This window comes from Sphaerisporangium corydalis (genome assembly GCF_025506355.1).
GTDB lineage: Bacteria > Actinomycetota > Actinomycetes > Streptosporangiales > Streptosporangiaceae > Sphaerisporangium > Sphaerisporangium corydalis.
Window position 1 is genome coordinate 19,773 of record NZ_JANZYP010000058.1, and the last position, 18,100, is coordinate 37,872.

Below are 18,100 nucleotides of genomic sequence, written 5' to 3' on the forward strand. Positions count from 1 at the left end.
GGGGGCGGCACCCTCCGGCGGCACCTCGGCACAGCACGAATGCACCATCGGCATCACCCGGCAACAAGCGCGGCGGCGCGCGCCTTGCCTGACTGACCCCCCAAGTCAGGAAAGGACCCCCCATGTCACCACGTCCTCGGCCGTGGACCCGATTGCTCGCCACGATCACGCTGGTCATCTCCGGCAGCGTGGCGACCGTGACGGCCGCCGGTTCCGCGGCCCAAGCGTCCGTCATCCCGGCCTCCGACTACCAGCAGGTCTCCCTCGCCACCGGCTCGGCCGAACTCGGCGAGGCCATGTCCCTGGCGGTGCTCCCCAACCGCTCGGTCATCCACACCGCCCGTGACGGCACGGTCCGGGTCACCGACGCGGCCGGCAACACCAAGGTGTCGGGCAAGCTCAACGTCTACACCCACGACGAAGAGGGCCTGCAGGGCGTCGCGGTCGACCCCGGCTTCGCGACCAACCGCTACGTCTGGCTGTACTTCTCGCCCCGGCTGAGCACGCCGGACGGCGACGCGCCCACCAGCGGCACCCAGTCGCAGTTCGACGCGTGGAAGGGCGAGCTCCACCTGTCGCGCTTCACGCTGAACTCCGACGACACCCTCAACCTCGGCAGCGAGAAGGTCGTGCTCACGGTCGCCAACGACCGCGGCCAGTGCTGCCACGTCGGCGGCGACATCGACTTCGACGCGGCCGGCAACCTGTACCTGACCACGGGTGACGACACCAACCCGTTCGAGTCGAACTCGTACTCGCCCCTGGACGAGCGCACCGACCGCAACCCGCAGTTCGACGCCCAGCGCTCCGCGGGCAACACCAACGACCTGCGCGGCAAGCTGCTGCGGATCCACCCGCAGGCCGACGGCACGTACACCATCCCCTCGGGCAACCTGTTCGCGCCCGGGACGGCCAAGACGCGCCCCGAGATCTACGGTATGGGCTTCCGCAACCCGTTCCGCATGTCGGTCGACAAGGCCACCGGCATCGTCTACCTGGGCGACTACGGCCCGGACGCCGGCGGTGCCGACGCCAACCGCGGCCCCGGCGGCCAGGTGGAGTTCGATCGCGTCACCTCGGCCGGCAACTTCGGCTGGCCGTACTGCACCGGCACCAACACCACCGCCGAGACCTACAACGAGTACACCTTCCCGAGCGGCCCCTCCCAGGCCAAGTACAACTGCTCGGGCGGCCCGACCAACAACTCGTTCCGCAACACCGGCTTGACCACGCTCCCCGCGGCCAAGCCGAGCTGGATCAGGTACGGCGGCGAGGCCGGCTCCCCGGCGGACTTCGGCAGCGGCTCCGAGTCGCCCATGGGCGGCCCGGTCTACCGGTTCAACTCGGGACTCAACTCCGCCGTCAAGTTCCCGCAGTCGCTCGACGGCAGGTTCTTCGCCGGCGAGTACGGCCGCAGGTGGATCAAGGCCATCCAGGTCAACTCCGACGGCTCACCCGGTGACATCGGCGCCTTCCCCTGGACCGGCACCCAGGTCATGGACATGGCCTTCGGACCGGACGGCGCGCTGTACGTGCTGGACTACGGCACCGGATCCAACAACCAGGCCCTGTTCAGGATCGAGTACATCGGCGGGACCAACCGCAACCCGATCGCCAAGGTGGCCGCGAACAAGACCTCCGGCCCCGCACCGCTGGCGGTGACCTTCTCCTCGTCCGGCAGCTCCGACCCCGAGGGCGGCGCGCTGACGTACTCGTGGGCCTTCGGCGACGGCGGCACCTCCACCGCGGCCAACCCCTCCCACACCTACACCACCAACGGGACCTTCACCCCGACGCTGACCGTCCGTGACCCGCAGGGGCTCACCGGCACCGCCAGCATGGTGGTGACCGTCGGCAACACCGCGCCGAGCGTGACCCTCACGACACCGGTGCAGGGCCAGCTGTTCTCCTTCGGCGACACCGTGCCCTACACGGTCACCGTCACCGACCCCGAGGACGGCACGATCAACTGCAGCCGTGTCACCGTGACCTACTCGCTGGGCCACGACAGCCACGCCCACCAGATCACCTCCAAGACCGGGTGCAGCGGCTCCATCGCGGTGCCGGTCGACGGTGAGCACGACGCGGCGGCGAACATCTTCGGCGTCTTCGACGCGGCCTACACCGACAACGGCGGCCTGGTGTCGCACGACATCCACACCCTGCAGCCCAGGCACCGGCAGGCCGAGCACTTCGGCGCCCAGCAGGGCATCCAGACCGCCGACCACGCCGCCGCCGAAGGCGCCAAGACGGTGGGCTTCGTCGACAACGGCGACTGGATCTCCTTCACGCCCTACAACGTCTCCAACGCCCAGAGCATCACCGCGAGGGTCTCCTCCGGCGGCGTCGGCGGCACCCTGGAGGTGCGCACCGGTTCGGCCACCGGCACCCTGCTGGCCACGGCGACCGTCGCGCCCACCGGTAGCTGGGACACCTTCGTCAACGTCACGGCGCCGATCAACACCAGGCCCACGGGCACCCAGACGCTGTTCCTGGTGTTCAAGGGCGTGACCGGCCAGGGCAACCTGTTCGACCTGGACGCCTACACGCTCAACACCTCGTCCTCGGGCACCCCCACCACCACCGAGGGCGAGGCGTTCAGCTCGCAGTCCGGCGTGCAGACGGCCGGGCACACCGGGGCCAGCGGAGGCACGACGCTCGGGTACATCGACAACGGTGACTGGGCGGCGTACTCGCAGGTCAACACCTCGGGCGCGAAGAACTTCTCCGCGCGCGTGTCCTCGGGCGGACCCGGTGGCACCATCACCATCCGCTCGGGCTCGCAGACCGGCACCGTCCTCGGCACGGTCAACGTCGCCAACACCGGCAGCTTCGACACCTTCGCGACCGTCTCGACCGCGCTCACCGGGTCGGTCTCGGGAACGCTGTTCCTGACCTTCACCGGAGGCTCGGGCTCCCTGTTCGACGTCGACACCTTCACCATCACCCGCTAGCGGCACGGCCGGCCGGCGCGGGTGCCACAGAGCCCGCGCCGCACCGGACCGGCGAGCCCGGGCGCGCGGCGACGCGCGCCCGGGCGAGCCGTAGACGAAAGGACAGCCATGCTCAAGGTCATGCGCCGAGGCCTGGCGCTGGTCGCCGCCACGCTGGTCGCCTTCCAGTTCGCCCCGGCGGCCGCCCAGGCCGCCGCCGATCCGGCCTACAAGGTCCTGGTCTTCTCCAAGACCGCCGGATTCCGGCACGACTCCATCCCGACCGGCATCCAGACCATCCGCGACCTCGGCACCGCCAACAACTTCACCGTCACCGCCACCGAGGACGCCACCGCCTTCACCACGGCGAACCTCGCCCAGTTCAAGGCGGTGGTCTTCCTCAGCACCACCGGCGACGTACTGAACGACGCCCAGCAGACCGCGTTCACCTCCTACGTGAACGGGGGCGGCGGCTACCTCGGCATTCACGCCGCCGCCGACACCGAGTACGACTGGCCCTACTACGGCCAGCTCGTGGGCGCCTGGTTCAAGAGCCACCCGGCGATCCAGGTGGCGACGGTCAAGAACGAGGACCGCACGCACCCCGCCACCTCGGGCTTGGCGGCCACGTGGTCGCGCACCGACGAGTGGTACAACTACCGCACCAACCCCCGCTCCACCGTCCACGTGCTGCAGAGCCTGGACGAGAGCAGCTACACCGGCGGCGAGATGAGCGGGGACCACCCGATCACCTGGTGCCACCCGCAGGCCTCCGGCCGGTCGTTCTACACCGGCCTCGGGCACACGATCGAGTCCTACGCCGACCCGAGCTACCGGGCGCTGCTGCTCGGCGGCATCAGGTACGTCGCGGGCATGGTCACGGCCAACTGCGCGCCGCCGACCACCCAGCCGCCCGGCGGCACGGTCGAGGCCGAGTCGTTCTCCTCGCAGTCGGGCGTCCAGGCGGCCGGCCACGCGGGCGCCAGCGGCGGCACCACGCTCGGGTACATCGACAACGGCGACTGGGCCGGGTACGCGTCGGTGTCCACGGCCGGGGCGACGGGCTTCACGGCCCGCGTCTCCTCGGGCGGCGCCGGCGGCACCATAACCATCCGCTCGGGCTCCCAGACCGGGACCGTCCTCGGCACGGTCGCGGTCCCGAACACCGGGAGCTTCGACAACTTCCAGAACGTGACCACGACGCTGAACGGCTCGGCGTCGGGGGCGCTGTTCCTGTCGTTCACCGGAGGCTCGGGGTCGCTGTTCGACGTCGACACCTTCACGCTGACCAAGACGAGCACCCCGCCCACCACCACCACGACCGAGGGCGAGGCGTTCACCTCGCAGTCGGGCGTGCAGACGGCCGGGCACGCGGGCGCCAGCGGCGGCACCACGCTCGGGTTCGTCGACAACGGCGACTGGGCCGGGTACTCGCAGGTCAACACCTCGGGCGCCAAGACGTTCGCGGCGCGGGTGTCCTCGGGCGGTCCCGGCGGAACCATCACGGTCCGCTCGGGCTCGCAGACCGGCACGGTCCTCGGCTCGGTCGCGGTCCCCTCGACCGGTAGCTGGGACACCTTCCAGAACGTGACCACGACGCTGAGCGGTTCGGCGTCCGGCACGTTGTTCCTGTCGTTCACCGGAGGGTCGGGGTCGCTGTTCGACGTCGACACCTTCACCATCACGAAGTAAGCCCGGAGGGCCGTTCTCGCCCGGAATATCCGTGTATCGGGTGTTCCGGGCGTACGGATGTCCGGCGTACGGTCCGCGTGGGGCCGCACGCCGTGGACGGGCCCCTCTCGCACGGCCGCAAGAGGCCGGCCTGTCGGCGGCCGGCTCGTGAGAAGAAGGAGAAGCTGATGGATGTCGGGGTCTGGCTCGTCGGAGCTCGCGGATCGGTCGCCACCACGGTCGTCACAGGCGCCGCGGCGTTACGGGCCGGGCTCGCGACGCCCATCGGCTGCGTGACACAAGGACCTGATTTCGCCGGCGCCGGGCTGCCGCCGCTGGACCGGCTCGTCTTCGGCGGGCACGACATCGCCAGCACCCCGCTGCCCAAGAAGGCCGAGGAGTTGAGCCGCGCGGGCGTCATCCCGCACCCGCTCGCCGAGCTGGTGCGCCACGACCTGGAGGCCGCCGAGGCCGAGATCAGGCCCGGCATCCCCGCCGCCGCCGACACCGCCCACGGCCAGGCCGCCCTGGCGCGCGGGCTCGCCCGCGACATCACCGACTTCCGCGAACGCCTCGGGCTCGCCCGGGTCGTCGTGGTGCACGTCGCCTCGACCGAGCCGCCCGCCACGCCGCACCCCGCCCACCAGAGCCTGGCGGCCCTGACCGCCGCGCTGGAGGAGCCGGGGGAGGTGCTGCCGCCCAGCTCGCTGTACGCTTACGCCGCGCTCGGCGCCGGCTGCGCTTACGTCGACTTCACCCCCTCCACCGGCGTCTCGCTGCCCGCGCTCGACGAGCTGGCCCGCGAGCGCGGCCTGCCGTACGCGGGCCGGGACGCCAAGACGGGGGAGACCCTGGTCAAGACGGCGCTCGCCCCGATGTTCGCCGACCGCGCCCTGGCGGTGCGGTCCTGGTCGGGGACCAACCTGCTCGGCGGGGGAGACGGCGCCACCCTGGCCGACCCGGCGGCCGGGGAGAGCAAGCGGATCTCCAAGGAGCGGTCGCTGCCCGGCATACTCGGCCACCCCGTCGAGGGCCGCACCCACATCGACCACGTGCCGCACCTCGGCGACTGGAAGACCGCCTGGGACCACATCACCTTCGAGGGCTTCCTCGGGGTGCGGATGTCGCTGCAGTTCACCTGGCAGGGCTGCGACTCCGCGCTCGCCGCGCCCCTGGTGCTGGACCTGGCCCGGCTGATGGCCCGCGCCCACGAACGCGGCCACGCCGGCCCGGTCAAGGAGCTCGGCTTCTTCTTCAAGGACCCCATCGCGCTGGACGAGCACCGCCTGCAGTCCCAGTACGACCTGCTGCGCGCGTGGGCCGGGACGCTCGCGTGAGCCTGCCCGCCCACCCGCGCGAGGACGCCCGCCCGTACGCGGCCCCCGCGCACCGGCCGGACCTCGCCACGCTCGCCGAACTGGTCCGGGCGCCCGCCGCGCTCACCGTGCCCGGTGACACCGCCGCCGGAGGCGCGGCGTCACCGGGCCTGGCGCTGTCGTCGGTCTGCCTGTACTGGGCCGGGATGGCGCTCAACGACTACGCCGACCGCGACCTGGACGCCGTGGAACGCCCCGAGCGGCCCATCCCCTCCGGGCGGGTGCGGCCGGGCCAGGCGCTCGGCCTGGCCGCCGGGCTGACGCTCGCCGGGCTGGCCGTCGCCGCCAAGGCCGGCGGGCGTCCCGCCCTTGGGATGGCGACCGCGCTGGCCGCGGTCGTCTGGTCCTACGACCTGGCGCTCAAGGCCACCCCCGCGGGCCCTTTGGCGATGGCCGCCGCCCGTGGCCTGGACGTGCTGCTCGGCGGCGCCTCCGGGGGCGGTCCCCGGCGGGACCGGCTGCTGGCGGCGGGCGCCGTGGCCGCGCACACCTACGGCGTCACCGCGCTCAGCCGGGGCGAGGTCACCGGAGGCTCGGCTGCCCGCTCCGCCACGGCGCTCACCGCGACGGCCGTGGCCTCCGCGCTGGCCTGCGCCCACGTGTCGTCGGTGACCTCCCGCGCGGCCGGCCCCGGCGCGCCCGCGGCCGGGGGCGTTTCGCTCGCCGTGCGCAGGGCGGCCGGGTTCGGGCTGACGGCGGTGTACGCGGCGCTGGTCGGCCGGGCGCAGCTCGCGGCGGCCCGCCACCCCGACGCGGGCCGCACCCGGGCCGCCGTCGGCCAGAGCATCCTCGGCGTGCTCCCGCTGCAGGCCGCGCTCACCGCCGGGCGCGGCGGACTGGCCTCCGCCGCCGCCCTGGCCGCCGCGCACCCGCTGGCCAGGCGCCTGTCCAGGAAGGTCTCCCCGACATGAGGCCGCCCGCCGCCCGCCGCCCCGCCGGGACACCGCAGAGAGAGGCCCGCCCGACATGAGGTTCGGCTACGGCACCAACGGGTTCGCCAACCACCGGCTGGACGAGGCGCTCGCGGTCCTGGCCGACCTCGGGTACGACGGCGTGGCGCTGACCCTGGACGCCGGCCATCTCGACCCCTACGCGCCGGACGTCGCCCGCGAGGCCGGCCGCGTCGCCAAACGGCTGGGCGAACTCGGCCTGGCCGTGGTGGTCGAGACCGGCGGCCGCTACGTCCTCGACCCCTTCCGCAAGCACCACCCGACGCTGCTCCACCCGGCGCCGGAGGCGGCGGCCCGCGTCGACCTGCTGCTGCGCGCGGTGCGCATCGCCGCCGACCTCGGGGCGGAGGCCGTCTCCTTCTGGAGCGGGATCCGCCCGCCCGAGGTCACCGGGCCGCAGGCGTGGCGCAACCTGGTCGCTGGGGTCGAGGCCGTGCTCGACGAGGCCACCGCGCGCGAGGTGACCCTCGGCTTCGAGCCCGAGCCGGGAATGCTGGTCGAGGACATCTCCGGCTTCGAGCGGCTGTACGAACTGTCCGGCCGGCCCGCGCGGCTCGGCATGACCCTGGACATCGGCCACTGCCGCTGCCTGGAGGCCGACCCGGTGCCCGAGTGCGTACGCCGCGCCGGGCCGCACCTGGTCAACGTGCAGATCGAGGACATGCGGCGAGGTGTGCACGAGCACCTCCCGTTCGGCGAGGGCGAGATCGACTTCCCGCCCGTCCTCGCCGCGCTGGACGCCACCGGGTACCGGGGGCTGGTGGGCGTGGAACTGCCCCGCCACAGCCACGCGGCCCCCCTGGTCGCCGCCCGGTCCCTGAGCTTCCTGCGCGAGCACGAACCCCCCGCCACCGCCCTGCCCGGTCCCGCGTGACCGGCGCCGCAGGAGAACCCATGACCCCCCGAAGCATCACCTGGCCTTCCCGAAGGGCGGCACCGGCCGTGAGACGACGATGACCTCGCCCAACCTGTCCGGAGTGGAACTGAGCGAGGACGGCGCGCGCTGGCTGGAGACCGCGACCCGGCGGATCCGCGAGGACGAGCGCGCCCTCGCGGCGCTGTTCCCCGCCGCCGGCCGGGCCTGCGGCCGGGGCCCCATCCCGTCCCGCCCCGGCTGGACCGTCGACCAGGCCGTCCGGGCCGAGCTGCTCGCCGCCCTGCCCGGCAAGGGCGCCGCGCTCGGCGAGACCCTGTTCGAGCTGTACGCGCACGGGGACGCCGCAGAACGGCTCGCGGTCCTGAAGGCGCTGCCGCTGCTCGCCGGGGACGGCCGGCTCGGCGACGAGGGCCTGCCCATCGTCCGCGACGCGCTGCGCACCAACGACGCGCGCCTGGTCCAGGCCGCGCTCGGCGGCTACGGGGCCGACCACCTGTCCGATCACGCCTTCCGGCAGGCGGTGCTGAAGTGCGTGTTCATCGGCGTGCCGCTGGCCTCGGTGTCCGGCCTGGACCGGCGGGCCGACGAGGAGCTCGCCCGGATGATGGCCGACTTCGCCGAGGAACGCCTGCGCGCGGGCCGCGAGGTGCCGCCCGACACCTGGCCGCTGATGGAACGCCACCCCCACGTGCTCACCAAGGTTCACGCCCTGCGGTCCGCGAAGGCCTCCCCGCCCCCTGGGGACGGCCTGGACGGCCGGGCTTGACGGAAAAAGGAACCATCATGCGTATCTTCGACCCCCACATCCATATGACCTCCCGCACCACCGACGACTACGAGCGCATGTACGAGGCCGGGGTGCGCGCCGTCGTCGAGCCGGCCTTCTGGCTGGGCCAGCCCCGCACCTCCCCTGACACCTTCGCCGACTACTTCGACGGCCTCCTCGGCTGGGAGCCCTACCGCGCCGCGCAGTTCGGCATCACCCACCACTGCACGATCGCGCTGAACCCCAAAGAGGCCAACGACCCGCGCCTGCGGCCCGTGCTCGACCTGCTCCCGCGCTACCTGGCCAAGGACGGGGTCGTCGCGGTCGGCGAGGTCGGCTACGACGACATGACCCCCGCCGAGGACGAGGTGCTGTCCCTGCAGCTCGGGCTGGCGGCCGAGCACGACCTGCCCGTACTGGTCCACACCCCGCACCGCGACAAGGCCGCCGGCACCCGGCGCACGCTCGACGTCGTGCGCGAGTCGGGCCTGCCGCCGGAGCGGGTGCTGGTCGACCACCTCAACGAGGTGACGGTCGCGATGGTCGCCGAGAGCGGCTGCTGGATGGGCTTTTCCGTATACCCCGACACCAAAATGGACGAGGAACGCATGATCACGATATTGAAGGAGCACGGCCTCGAGCGCGTGCTGGTCAACTCGGCGGCCGACTGGGGGCGCAGCGACCCACTGAAGACCAGGAAGGTCGGTGACGCCATGCTGGCGTCCGGCTTCTCCGACGCCGACGTGGAGACCGTCCTTTGGGACAACCCGGTCGCGTTCTACGCCCAGAGCGGGCGCCTGGAACTGGCCGAGCCCACCGCCGGTGAGTCCTTCGCCGGCAACAGCGTCCGCCGGGGGGTGCCCGCGTGACCCGGCTCCGCACGGGCGGTCCGGCCAGGACCACCCGCCGTACGGGCGTGCTCGGGCGCTTCGGCGTCGCCGCGCTCGCCGGCGTCCTCGCCCTGTCGGCCGCCCTCACCGCGGCGGCCCCGGCGCAGGCCACCACGTCCCGCGCCGCCACGGCGTCCAGCACGACGGCGTCGAGCAAGACGACTTCGAGCACGGCGTCCAGCACCGTCAAGGCGTCGTCGAGCGCGGTGGCCTCCTCCGCGGCGACCGCGTCCAGCGACGCCGCCGACCCGCCGTTCTCCGCCCTGGTCTTCTCCAAGACCGCGGGCTTCCAGCACTCCTCGATCCCCAACGGCATCGCGGCGATCAAGCAGCTCGGGCAGGCGCACGGCTTCACCGTCGACGCGACCGACGACGCGGGCGCCTTCACCGACGCCAACCTGGCCAAATACCAGGTGGTGATCTTCCTTTCCACCACCGGTGACGTGCTCACGGCCGACCAGCAGGGCGCCTTCGAGCGCTACATCAAGGCCGGCGGCGGGTACGCGGGCGTGCACTCGGCCGCCGACACCGAGTACGACTGGCCCTGGTACGGCAAGCTCGTCGGCGCCTACTTCAAGGAGCACCCGGCGCCGCAGCAGGCCGTCGTCAAGGTCGAGGACCCGGCCCACCCCTCCACCAAGGGCCTGCCGACCCGGTGGACCCGCACCGACGAGTGGTACGACTACCGGACGAACCCGCGCGGCACCGTCCACGTGCTGACCTCGCTGGACGCCTCCTCCTACACCGGCTCCACCATGGGCGCCGACCACCCGAACACCTGGTGCCAGAACTACGACGGCGGACGCTCGTGGTACACCGGCCTCGGGCACACCGAGGAGAGCTACACCGACCCGCAGTTCCTCGGCCTGCTGCTCGGCGGCATCCAGACCGCCGCGGGCGTGGTCGACGCCGACTGCTCGGCCAGCCTGGACGGCAGCTTCGAGAAGGTCACCCTGGACGACAACACGTCCAACCCGATGATGCTGGACGTCGCCGCCGACGGCAGCGTCTTCTACATCGACCGGCTCGGCGACGTCAAGGTGATCAAGCCGGACGGCGGCGGCCTGGTGACCGCGGCGCGCCTGCCCGTGTTCACCGCCAACGAGAGCGGCCTGCTCGGTCTCGCGCTCGACCCGGCGTACGCCACCAACCACTGGGTCTACCTGTACTACTCGCCCACCTCCAAGGTCGTCGACCGGCTCTCGCGGTTCACGGTGACCGACGGCACGACCATCGACCTGGCCAGCGAGAAGGTCCTGCTGGAGGTCCCGGTGCAGCGGGCCGAGTGCTGCCACCACGGCGGCGGCATGGTGTTCGACAAGGCCACCGGCGACCTGTGGCTCGCCAACGGCGACAACACCAACCCGTTCGACTCCGACGGGTACGCCCCCATCGACGAGCGGTCCGGCCGCTCCTCCTGGGACGCGCAGGGCACCGCGGCCAACACCAACGACCTGCGCGGCAAGGTCCTGCGGATCCACCCCGAGGCCGACGGCACCTACACCGTCCCGAGCGGCAACCTGTTCCCGCCCGGCACCGACAAGACCAAGCCCGAGATCTACGCCATGGGCATGCGGAACCCGTTCCGCATCGGCATCGACCCCAAGACGCACAAACTGCTGGTGGCCAACTACGGGCCCGACGCGTCGACGGCGAACGCGGCCCGGGGGCCGGAGAACACCGTCGAGTGGGACATCCTCAACCAGCCCGGCTTCTACGGCTGGCCGTACTGCATCGGCGCCAACAAGCCCTATATCGACTTCGACTTCGCCACCCGCACCTCGGGGGCGGCCTTCGACTGCGCGGCGCCGAAGAACGAATCGCCCAACAACACCGGCCTGACCGACCTGCCCGCGGCCAAGCCCGCGATGGTCTACTACCACTACTCCGCCGACCCGGCGTTCCCCGAGATCGGCGGCGGCGGCGCGCCGATGGCCGGCCCGGCCTACCGCTACGACCCGGCCCTGGTCTCCGATCGCAAGTGGCCGGCGTACTGGGACGGCAAGGCGATCTTCGGTGAGTGGAACCAGGACAACCTGTACTCCTTCCAGCTCAGCGAGGACGGCAGCCGGCTGACCGACATCAACCGGATGCTGCCCACCTTCGCCTTCAAAAAGCCGATGGACATGAAGTTCGGCCCCGACGGCGCCCTGTACCTCATCGAATGGGGCTCGGGGTTCGGCGGGGACAACACCGACTCGGGCATCTACCGCATCGACTACGTGTCAGGCAACCGGGCGCCGATCGCCAAGGCGGCGGCCGACAAGACCTCGGGACCCGCGCCGCTGACCGTCGCGTTCGACAGCGCCGGCTCGCGCGACCCCGACGGCACCGCGATCACCCTGGCCTGGGACTTCGACGGCAACGGCACCACCGACTCCACCGACGCCGCCCCGAGCCACACCTACCAGGAGAACGGCGACTTCAGCGCCACCCTCACCGTCACCGACGAGGGCGGCAAGACCGCGAGCGCGAGCATCCCGATCGTGGTCGGCAACAGCCTGCCGAAGGTGACGCTGCTGCCCCCGCCGGACGGCGGCTTCTTCGACTTCGGCGACCAGGTGAAGTTCACCGTCGAGGTCACCGACGCCGAGGACGGCACCGTCGACTGTGACGACGTGAAGGTGCAGGCGATCCTCGGCCACGACACCCACGGCCACCCGCTCGACCAGTACACCGGCTGCTCGGGCACCGTACAGACCACGCTGTCCTCCGGGCACAGCGACGGCGACAACGTCTTCTACGTCCTTGAGGCGACCTACACCGACAAGGGCGGCGCCGGCGGATCGAAGGCGCTGACCGGCCGCGACCAGGTCATCCTGCAGCCCAAGCACAAGCAGGCCGAGTTCTTCTCCACGACCGGCCGCGTCGCGGGCGCCACCGGCACCGGCGACCCCGGTGTCCGGGCCGAGACCGCGTCCGACCCCCAGGGCGGCTTCCAGGACATCGGCTTCATCGAGGACGGCGACTACTGGACCTTCGACCCCGCCAACCTGTCGGGCCTCACGGGCATCCGGTTCCGCGCCGCGTCCGCGTCCTCCGGCGGGACCATCGAGGTCCGCAGCGGCGCCGGGGACGGCCCGCTGGTCGGCAAGGCCGACGTGCCCGGCACCGGCGGCTGGCAGTCCTACCGCGACATCACGATGACGCTGACCGACCCGCCCACCACCAGCGGGCCGCTGTTCTTCGTGGTGCGCAAGCCCGCGGGCAGCACCGACAACGGCTCCCTGGTCAACGTCAACTGGGTCGACTTCCTCGGCCAGGGCGTCACCGACAACCAGCGGCCCGACGTCACCCTCACCGCCGACCCGGCATCGGGCATCGCGCCGCTGTCGGTGAACTTCCACACCGAGGCGACCGACCCCGACGGCGACACCCCGCTGAAGTACGCCTGGGACTTCGGCGTGACCGGGGCCCCCAAGCCCACCACGGCCGACGCGACCTACGTCTACCAGTCGCCCGGCACCTTCCAGGCGGCGGTGACCGTCACCGACGCCAAGGGCGCCGCGCGCACCGAGCACGTGGCGATCACCGTGGACAGCCCGAGCGCGGCGTGCCTCACCGGCAAGTCGGACGGGTTCGACGGCGCGCAACTGGACCACACCAAGTGGACGGTCATCCGGGAGAACCAGGACCTGCGGACCGCCGGCGGCAGCCTGCACATCCCGACCGCCGTCGCCGAGATCTACAGCGGCGACAACAGCACCCCGGTGCCGAACATCGTCGTCCAGCCCGCCCCCGCCGGGGCATGGCAGGCCACCGCCAAGGTGACGGTCGCGGCCCGCGACGCCTACCAGCAGGCCGGCCTGATCCTCTACGGCGACGACGACAACTACGCCAAGATGGTGATCCAGGGGCGCGGCACCAACGACGCGGCCCAGCGCATCTTCCAGTTCGTCCGTGAAGAGGCGGGCACCCCCAACGAGGTGGCCGCGTCCAACACCGCCAACCTCGGGGCCGCCTTCCCCGACACCGCCTACGTGCGGCTGGCCAGCGACGGCACCCACGTCACCGCGGCGTACTCCGCCGACGGCGAGACGTGGACCGCCATGCCGCAGACCGACAAGCTGATCGCCGGGATCACCAACCCGAGGATCGGCCTGGTGTCGTTCGCCAGCACCGGTGACCGCAAGGTCATCGACGCGGCGTTCGACTGGTTCCAGCTCGTGCCCGACGACACCGCCGGCCCCTCGACCCCCGACGACGAGTTCGACGGCACCGCGCTCGACGCCTGCCGGTGGAACGCCGTGGTGCGCCCCGACCCCGCCGCCCTTCGGGTGACCGGGGGCAACCTGGAGATCGACACCAGCACGGGCGACATCTACGGGACCGGCGACTCCGGCCCGAAGAACTTCGTCCTGCAGACCCCGCCCACCGGTGACTGGAGCATCGAGACCAAGGTCGACGGCAGCGCCTTCAACGAGGCCTACCAGCAGGGCGGCCTGATCGCCTACCTCGACGACGCCAACTACGTCAAGGTCGACTACGTCACCGACAACCAGGCCGGCGCGACGGTCACGCGCAGGCTCGAGTTCCGCAGCGAGATCGCCAACGCCGTGCAGGACCCGCAGCCGCAGGTCGGCAACCTCACCCAGGGTGTGTGGTGGCTGCGCCTGACCAAGCAGGGCAACGCCTACCACGGCTTCTACTCCGCCGACGGCACCACCTGGACCGAGATCGGCGCGACGACCGGGCTCGTCAACGCGGCCGTCAGTACCGCCAAGGCCGGCGTGTTCGCGTTCGGGGTCAACCAGGCGGCCGCCAAGACCGCCAAGTTCGACTACTTCCACGCCTCGTGGGGGCAGCCGGCCGACACCACGCCCCCGGTCGTGACCGCCACGACGGCGCCCGCCGCCGCCGACGGCGCCAACGGCTGGTTCGTGTCCAGCGTCTCGGTCACCGTGGCCGCGACCGACGCCGGGTCCGGCGTCGCCAAGACCGAGACCGGCCTCGACGGCGGCCCGCTCACCGCCTACACCGACCCGGTGAGCGTCACCGCCGACGGGAACCACACCGTGGCCTACCGGGTGACCGACGTCGCCGGGAACGTCACCGAGGGCACGGTGCCGGTGAAGAAGGACGCCACCGCGCCGCTGACCACCGCCCAGTTCGCCCCGGCGAACGACGACGGCTGGCACGGCGGCACCGTGCCGGTGACGCTGGCCGCCACCGACGCCACCTCCGGGGTGGCCGGCATCGAGTACGCCCTGGACGGCGCCGCGTGGAAGGCGTACACCGAACCGGTGAACATCACCGGGGACGGCACGCACGAGCTGGCCTACCGCGCCAAGGACAAGGCCGGCAACACCGAGACCGAGAAGGCCGGCACCGTCAAGATCGACGGGACGAAGCCGACCGTGCTGATCTCCGGCATCTCCGACGGGCTGATCTACGGTGACAGCCAGGACCTGCGCATCGGCTGGCAGGCCGTCGACAGCACCTCCGGAGTCAAGACGCTGTCGGGCAACCTGGACGGCGACCCGTACGCGACGGGCACCCTGCAGGCCCTGTACACGCTCGACCTCGGCATCCACCTGCTCACCGTCACCGCCGTGGACAAGGCGGGGAACCCGACCACCCAGCAGGTGACCTTCGGTGTCACCACCTCCACCCGCGACCTGGCCAACCTCGTCGACCGCTTCGCCGCGACCGGCAGGCTCAGCCAGGCGGGGGCCAACAAGCTGCAGGCCCAGCTCACCAAGGCGCGCAAGGCCGAGGCCAACGGCAACGACGCCAAGACCGTGAAGGAGCTGCAGAAGTTCCGCACCCTGGCCACCGACGTGAAGATCGTGACGGTGGCCGAGGTCCGGGACGCCCTCGCCCGCGACACCGACGCGGTGATCGCGCGGCTGTCCGGTCCCGCGGCCGCCAGGGCGGTGCCGAAGCGCCTCGGCGCGGCGGAGATCGCGGCGGCCAGGAACCGGGCGGCCCACCCCCTCAACCGAGGAGTGGCACGGTGAGATTCCGCCATCCGGACGGAACCGCCGTCCACGTGGCCTACTGCACCAACGTCCACCCGGCCGAGGACCTGGCCGGGGTGCTCGGCCAGCTCCGCCGCTACGCGGGCCCCGTCCGTGAGCGGCTGGGCGTCCCGAGGCTCGGGCTCGGGCTGTGGCTGTCGCGGCCGGTCTGCGACACGCTGACCGCCGACCCCGGTGAGGTCGCTCGGCTCCGTGACGAGCTCGCCGCGCACGGGCTGGAGGTCGTGACCCTCAACGGGTTCCCCTACCAGGGGTTCCACGACTACGAAGGGGAGAGCGAGGCCGGGGCGGCCGTTCCCGGGTCGCCCAAGCTGCGGGTCTACCACCCCGACTGGACCACGCGTGAGCGGCTTTCCTACACGCTGGACCTGGCACGGGTCCTCGCCGGGCTGCTCCCCGACGACGTCACGTCGGGGAGCGTCTCGACCCTCCCGCTGGCCTGGCGCACCCCGTGGACGCCCGAGCGGTCCGCCGCGGCGGCGGCGACCCTCGGCCTGCTCGCCGAAGGGCTCGCCGAGGTGGCCGCCACCACCGGCCGTACCATCAGGGTCGGCTTCGAACCCGAACCCGGCTGCGTGGTGGAGAACACCACGCAGGCGGCGCACCACCTGGGCGGCGTCGACCACGACTACCTCGGAGTGTGCCTGGACGCCTGCCACCTGGCCGTCCAGTTCGAGGAACCCGGCGAGGCGGTGGCCCGGCTCGCCGCGGCGGGACTGCCGGTGGTCAAACTCCAGGCGTCGTGCGCCCTCCAGGCCGACCGTCCCGCCGAGGCGGCCACCAGGGAGGCGCTCGCGGCGTTCGCCGAGCCGCGCTTCATCCACCAGACCCGCGAACGCGGCACCGCCGGGGGCGACCCCCGCGGTGCCGCCGGGGGGGGTTGCGGGGATAAGGGTGCACCGCTGGCGGTGGACGCCCACGGAGAGGCGCTGGGGGGGTCCCTGCCCGGGGACGCCCCCTGGCGGGTCCACTTCCATGTGCCGCTGCACGCGCCCCCGGCCCCGCCGCTCACCTCCACCCAGGGCGTGCTCGGCGAGACCCTGCGCGTCCTGCTCGCCGGGCCCGCGGCGCTGACCCGCCACGTCGAGGTGGAGACCTACACCTGGGAGGCGCTGCCACCCGACCGCCGCCCGCGGACCGAGGAGGCGCTGGTCGAGGGCATCGCGCTCGAACTCGCGTGGATCCGCGACCGCCTCGTCGACCTCGGGCTGAAAGAGGAGACCCCATGACGAACGACGTGCGGCCGATGGTCCTCATCGACGTCGTCGGCCTGACGCCCCGCCTGCTGGAATCGATGCCGAACCTGTCCCGGCTGGGCCGCCCGGCCTCACTCGGGACGGTCCTGCCCGCCGTGACCTGCTCGGTGCAGTCGACCTTCCTGACCGGCGCCCTCCCGCGCGACCACGGGATCGTCGGCAACGGCTGGTACTTCCGCGACCTCGGCGAGGTCATGCTGTGGCGCCAGCACAACGGCCTGGTCGAGGGGCCGAAGATCTGGGACGACGCCCGCCGGGTCCACCCCGGCTACCGCGTCGCCAACATCTGCTGGTGGTACGCCATGGGCGCCGCCACCGACTTCACGGTGACGCCCCGGCCGATCTACCACGCCGACGGCCGCAAGTCGCCCGACTGCTACACGACCCCGCCGGCCCTGCGCAACGACCTGACTCGCGAGCTGGGCCGGTTCCCGCTGTTCTCCTACTGGGGACCCAACGCGGGGATCGCGTCCAGCCAGTGGATCGTCGACGCGTCCCGGCTGATGCTCGCCCGGGAGAAGCCCGACCTGACCCTCGTCTACATCCCGCACCTGGACTACGACCTCCAGCGGTTCGGCCCCTCGGGGCCGGAGGCCGTGGCCGCGGCCCGGCAGGTGGACACCGCGCTGAAGCCGCTGCTCGACGACGCGGAGGCCATGGGCGCGGTGACCGTCGTGCTGTCGGAGTACGGCATCACCGACGTCTCCCGGCCCGTCGACATCAACCGGGCGCTGCGTCAGGAAGGCCTGCTGTCGGTCTACCGGCAGGCCGGGATGGAGTACCTGGACACCTGGACCTCGCGGGCGTTCGCCGTCGCCGACCACCAGCTCGCCCACGTGTACGTGAAGGACCCGGCCGACGTGGCCAAGGTCCGGTCCATCCTGTCCGCGCTCCCCGGCGTGGACGAGGTGCTGGACGAGGCGGGCAAGGCGGCGCACGGCCTCGACCACGCAAGGGCGGGGGAGCTGGTCGCGGTGGCCACGCCCGAGTCGTGGTTCACGTACTACTACTGGCTGGACGACGACCTGGCGCCGGACTTCGCCCGGTCGGTCGAGATCCACCGCAAGCCCGGGTACGACCCGGCCGAGCTGTTCCTCAACCCCGAGGACCGGCTGGTGAAGGCGAAGGCCGGTCTGGCGCTGGCCCGCAAGACCCTGGGCTTCCGCTACACCATGCCCGTCGTCCCGCTGAACCCCGCCCCCGTTCGAGGCAGCCACGGCCGCCTCCCCACCGACCTCCGCGACGCCCCCGTCCTGCTCTGCAGCGACCCTCTCGACAAGGATTCCTACGCCGCCACCGAAATCAAATCTCTCTGCCTCCGCCTCTCCGGCCTAACCACCTAACCCCCTCTGACCGGCGGCGCCCCCCGCGCCGCCGGTCAAAGGTCCTCGCCTTCGGCT

Annotated in this window: 10 protein-coding genes; all 10 read left to right on the plus strand. The window is 72.3% G+C overall.

Annotated features, from left to right (window positions below; all coding sequences use genetic code 11):
• The first annotated feature begins 122 nt into the window (after positions 1 to 122).
• The 10 genes from NYZ98_RS30985 (at position 123) to NYZ98_RS31030 (ending at position 18,043) form a co-directional block, all read left to right on the plus strand.
• Positions 123 to 2,954, plus strand: a complete 2,832-nt coding sequence (locus NYZ98_RS30985) for a carbohydrate-binding protein (protein ID WP_262847130.1) — start codon at positions 123 to 125, stop codon at positions 2,952 to 2,954.
• Positions 2,955 to 3,062: 108 nt separating this feature from the next.
• Positions 3,063 to 4,625 carry a ThuA domain-containing protein gene (locus tag NYZ98_RS30990; protein WP_262847131.1) on the plus strand — a complete coding sequence of 521 codons (1,563 nt, stop codon included), beginning with the start codon at positions 3,063 to 3,065 and terminating at the stop codon, positions 4,623 to 4,625.
• Positions 4,626 to 4,792: 167 nt separating this feature from the next.
• The gene (locus NYZ98_RS30995) at positions 4,793 to 5,941 is read left to right on the plus strand and encodes an inositol-3-phosphate synthase (RefSeq protein ID WP_316249621.1); all 1,149 of its coding nucleotides are present in this window, start codon (positions 4,793 to 4,795) and stop codon (positions 5,939 to 5,941) included.
• 2 nt (positions 5,942 to 5,943) lie between these two features.
• Complete coding sequence (locus tag NYZ98_RS31000) at positions 5,944 to 6,891, plus strand: SCO3242 family prenyltransferase (protein ID WP_380707179.1); 948 nt, start codon at positions 5,944 to 5,946, stop codon at positions 6,889 to 6,891.
• A gap of 55 nt (positions 6,892 to 6,946) precedes the next feature.
• Complete coding sequence (locus tag NYZ98_RS31005; RefSeq protein WP_262847132.1) at positions 6,947 to 7,804, plus strand: sugar phosphate isomerase/epimerase family protein; 858 nt, start codon at positions 6,947 to 6,949, stop codon at positions 7,802 to 7,804.
• 79 nt (positions 7,805 to 7,883) lie between these two features.
• On the plus strand, positions 7,884 to 8,573 hold the full coding sequence (locus tag NYZ98_RS31010; protein ID WP_262847133.1) for an EboA domain-containing protein: 690 nt from the start codon (positions 7,884 to 7,886) through the stop codon (positions 8,571 to 8,573).
• Between the two features lie 17 nt (positions 8,574 to 8,590).
• Positions 8,591 to 9,442 carry a TatD family hydrolase gene (locus NYZ98_RS31015; protein WP_262847134.1) on the plus strand — a complete coding sequence of 284 codons (852 nt, stop codon included), beginning with the start codon at positions 8,591 to 8,593 and terminating at the stop codon, positions 9,440 to 9,442.
• The gene (locus tag NYZ98_RS31020) at positions 9,439 to 15,423 is read left to right on the plus strand and encodes a ThuA domain-containing protein (RefSeq protein WP_262847135.1); all 5,985 of its coding nucleotides are present in this window, start codon (positions 9,439 to 9,441) and stop codon (positions 15,421 to 15,423) included. Before NYZ98_RS31015 ends, NYZ98_RS31020 begins: the two co-directional genes overlap by 4 nt.
• Entirely contained in the window at positions 15,420 to 16,673 is a 1,254-nt protein-coding gene (gene eboE, locus NYZ98_RS31025; protein WP_262847136.1) for a metabolite traffic protein EboE, read from the plus strand. Before NYZ98_RS31020 ends, eboE begins: the two co-directional genes overlap by 4 nt.
• Positions 16,670 to 18,043 carry an alkaline phosphatase family protein gene (locus NYZ98_RS31030; RefSeq protein ID WP_262847137.1) on the plus strand — a complete coding sequence of 458 codons (1,374 nt, stop codon included), beginning with the start codon at positions 16,670 to 16,672 and terminating at the stop codon, positions 18,041 to 18,043. Before eboE ends, NYZ98_RS31030 begins: the two co-directional genes overlap by 4 nt.
• Positions 18,044 to 18,100: the final 57 nt, after the last annotated feature.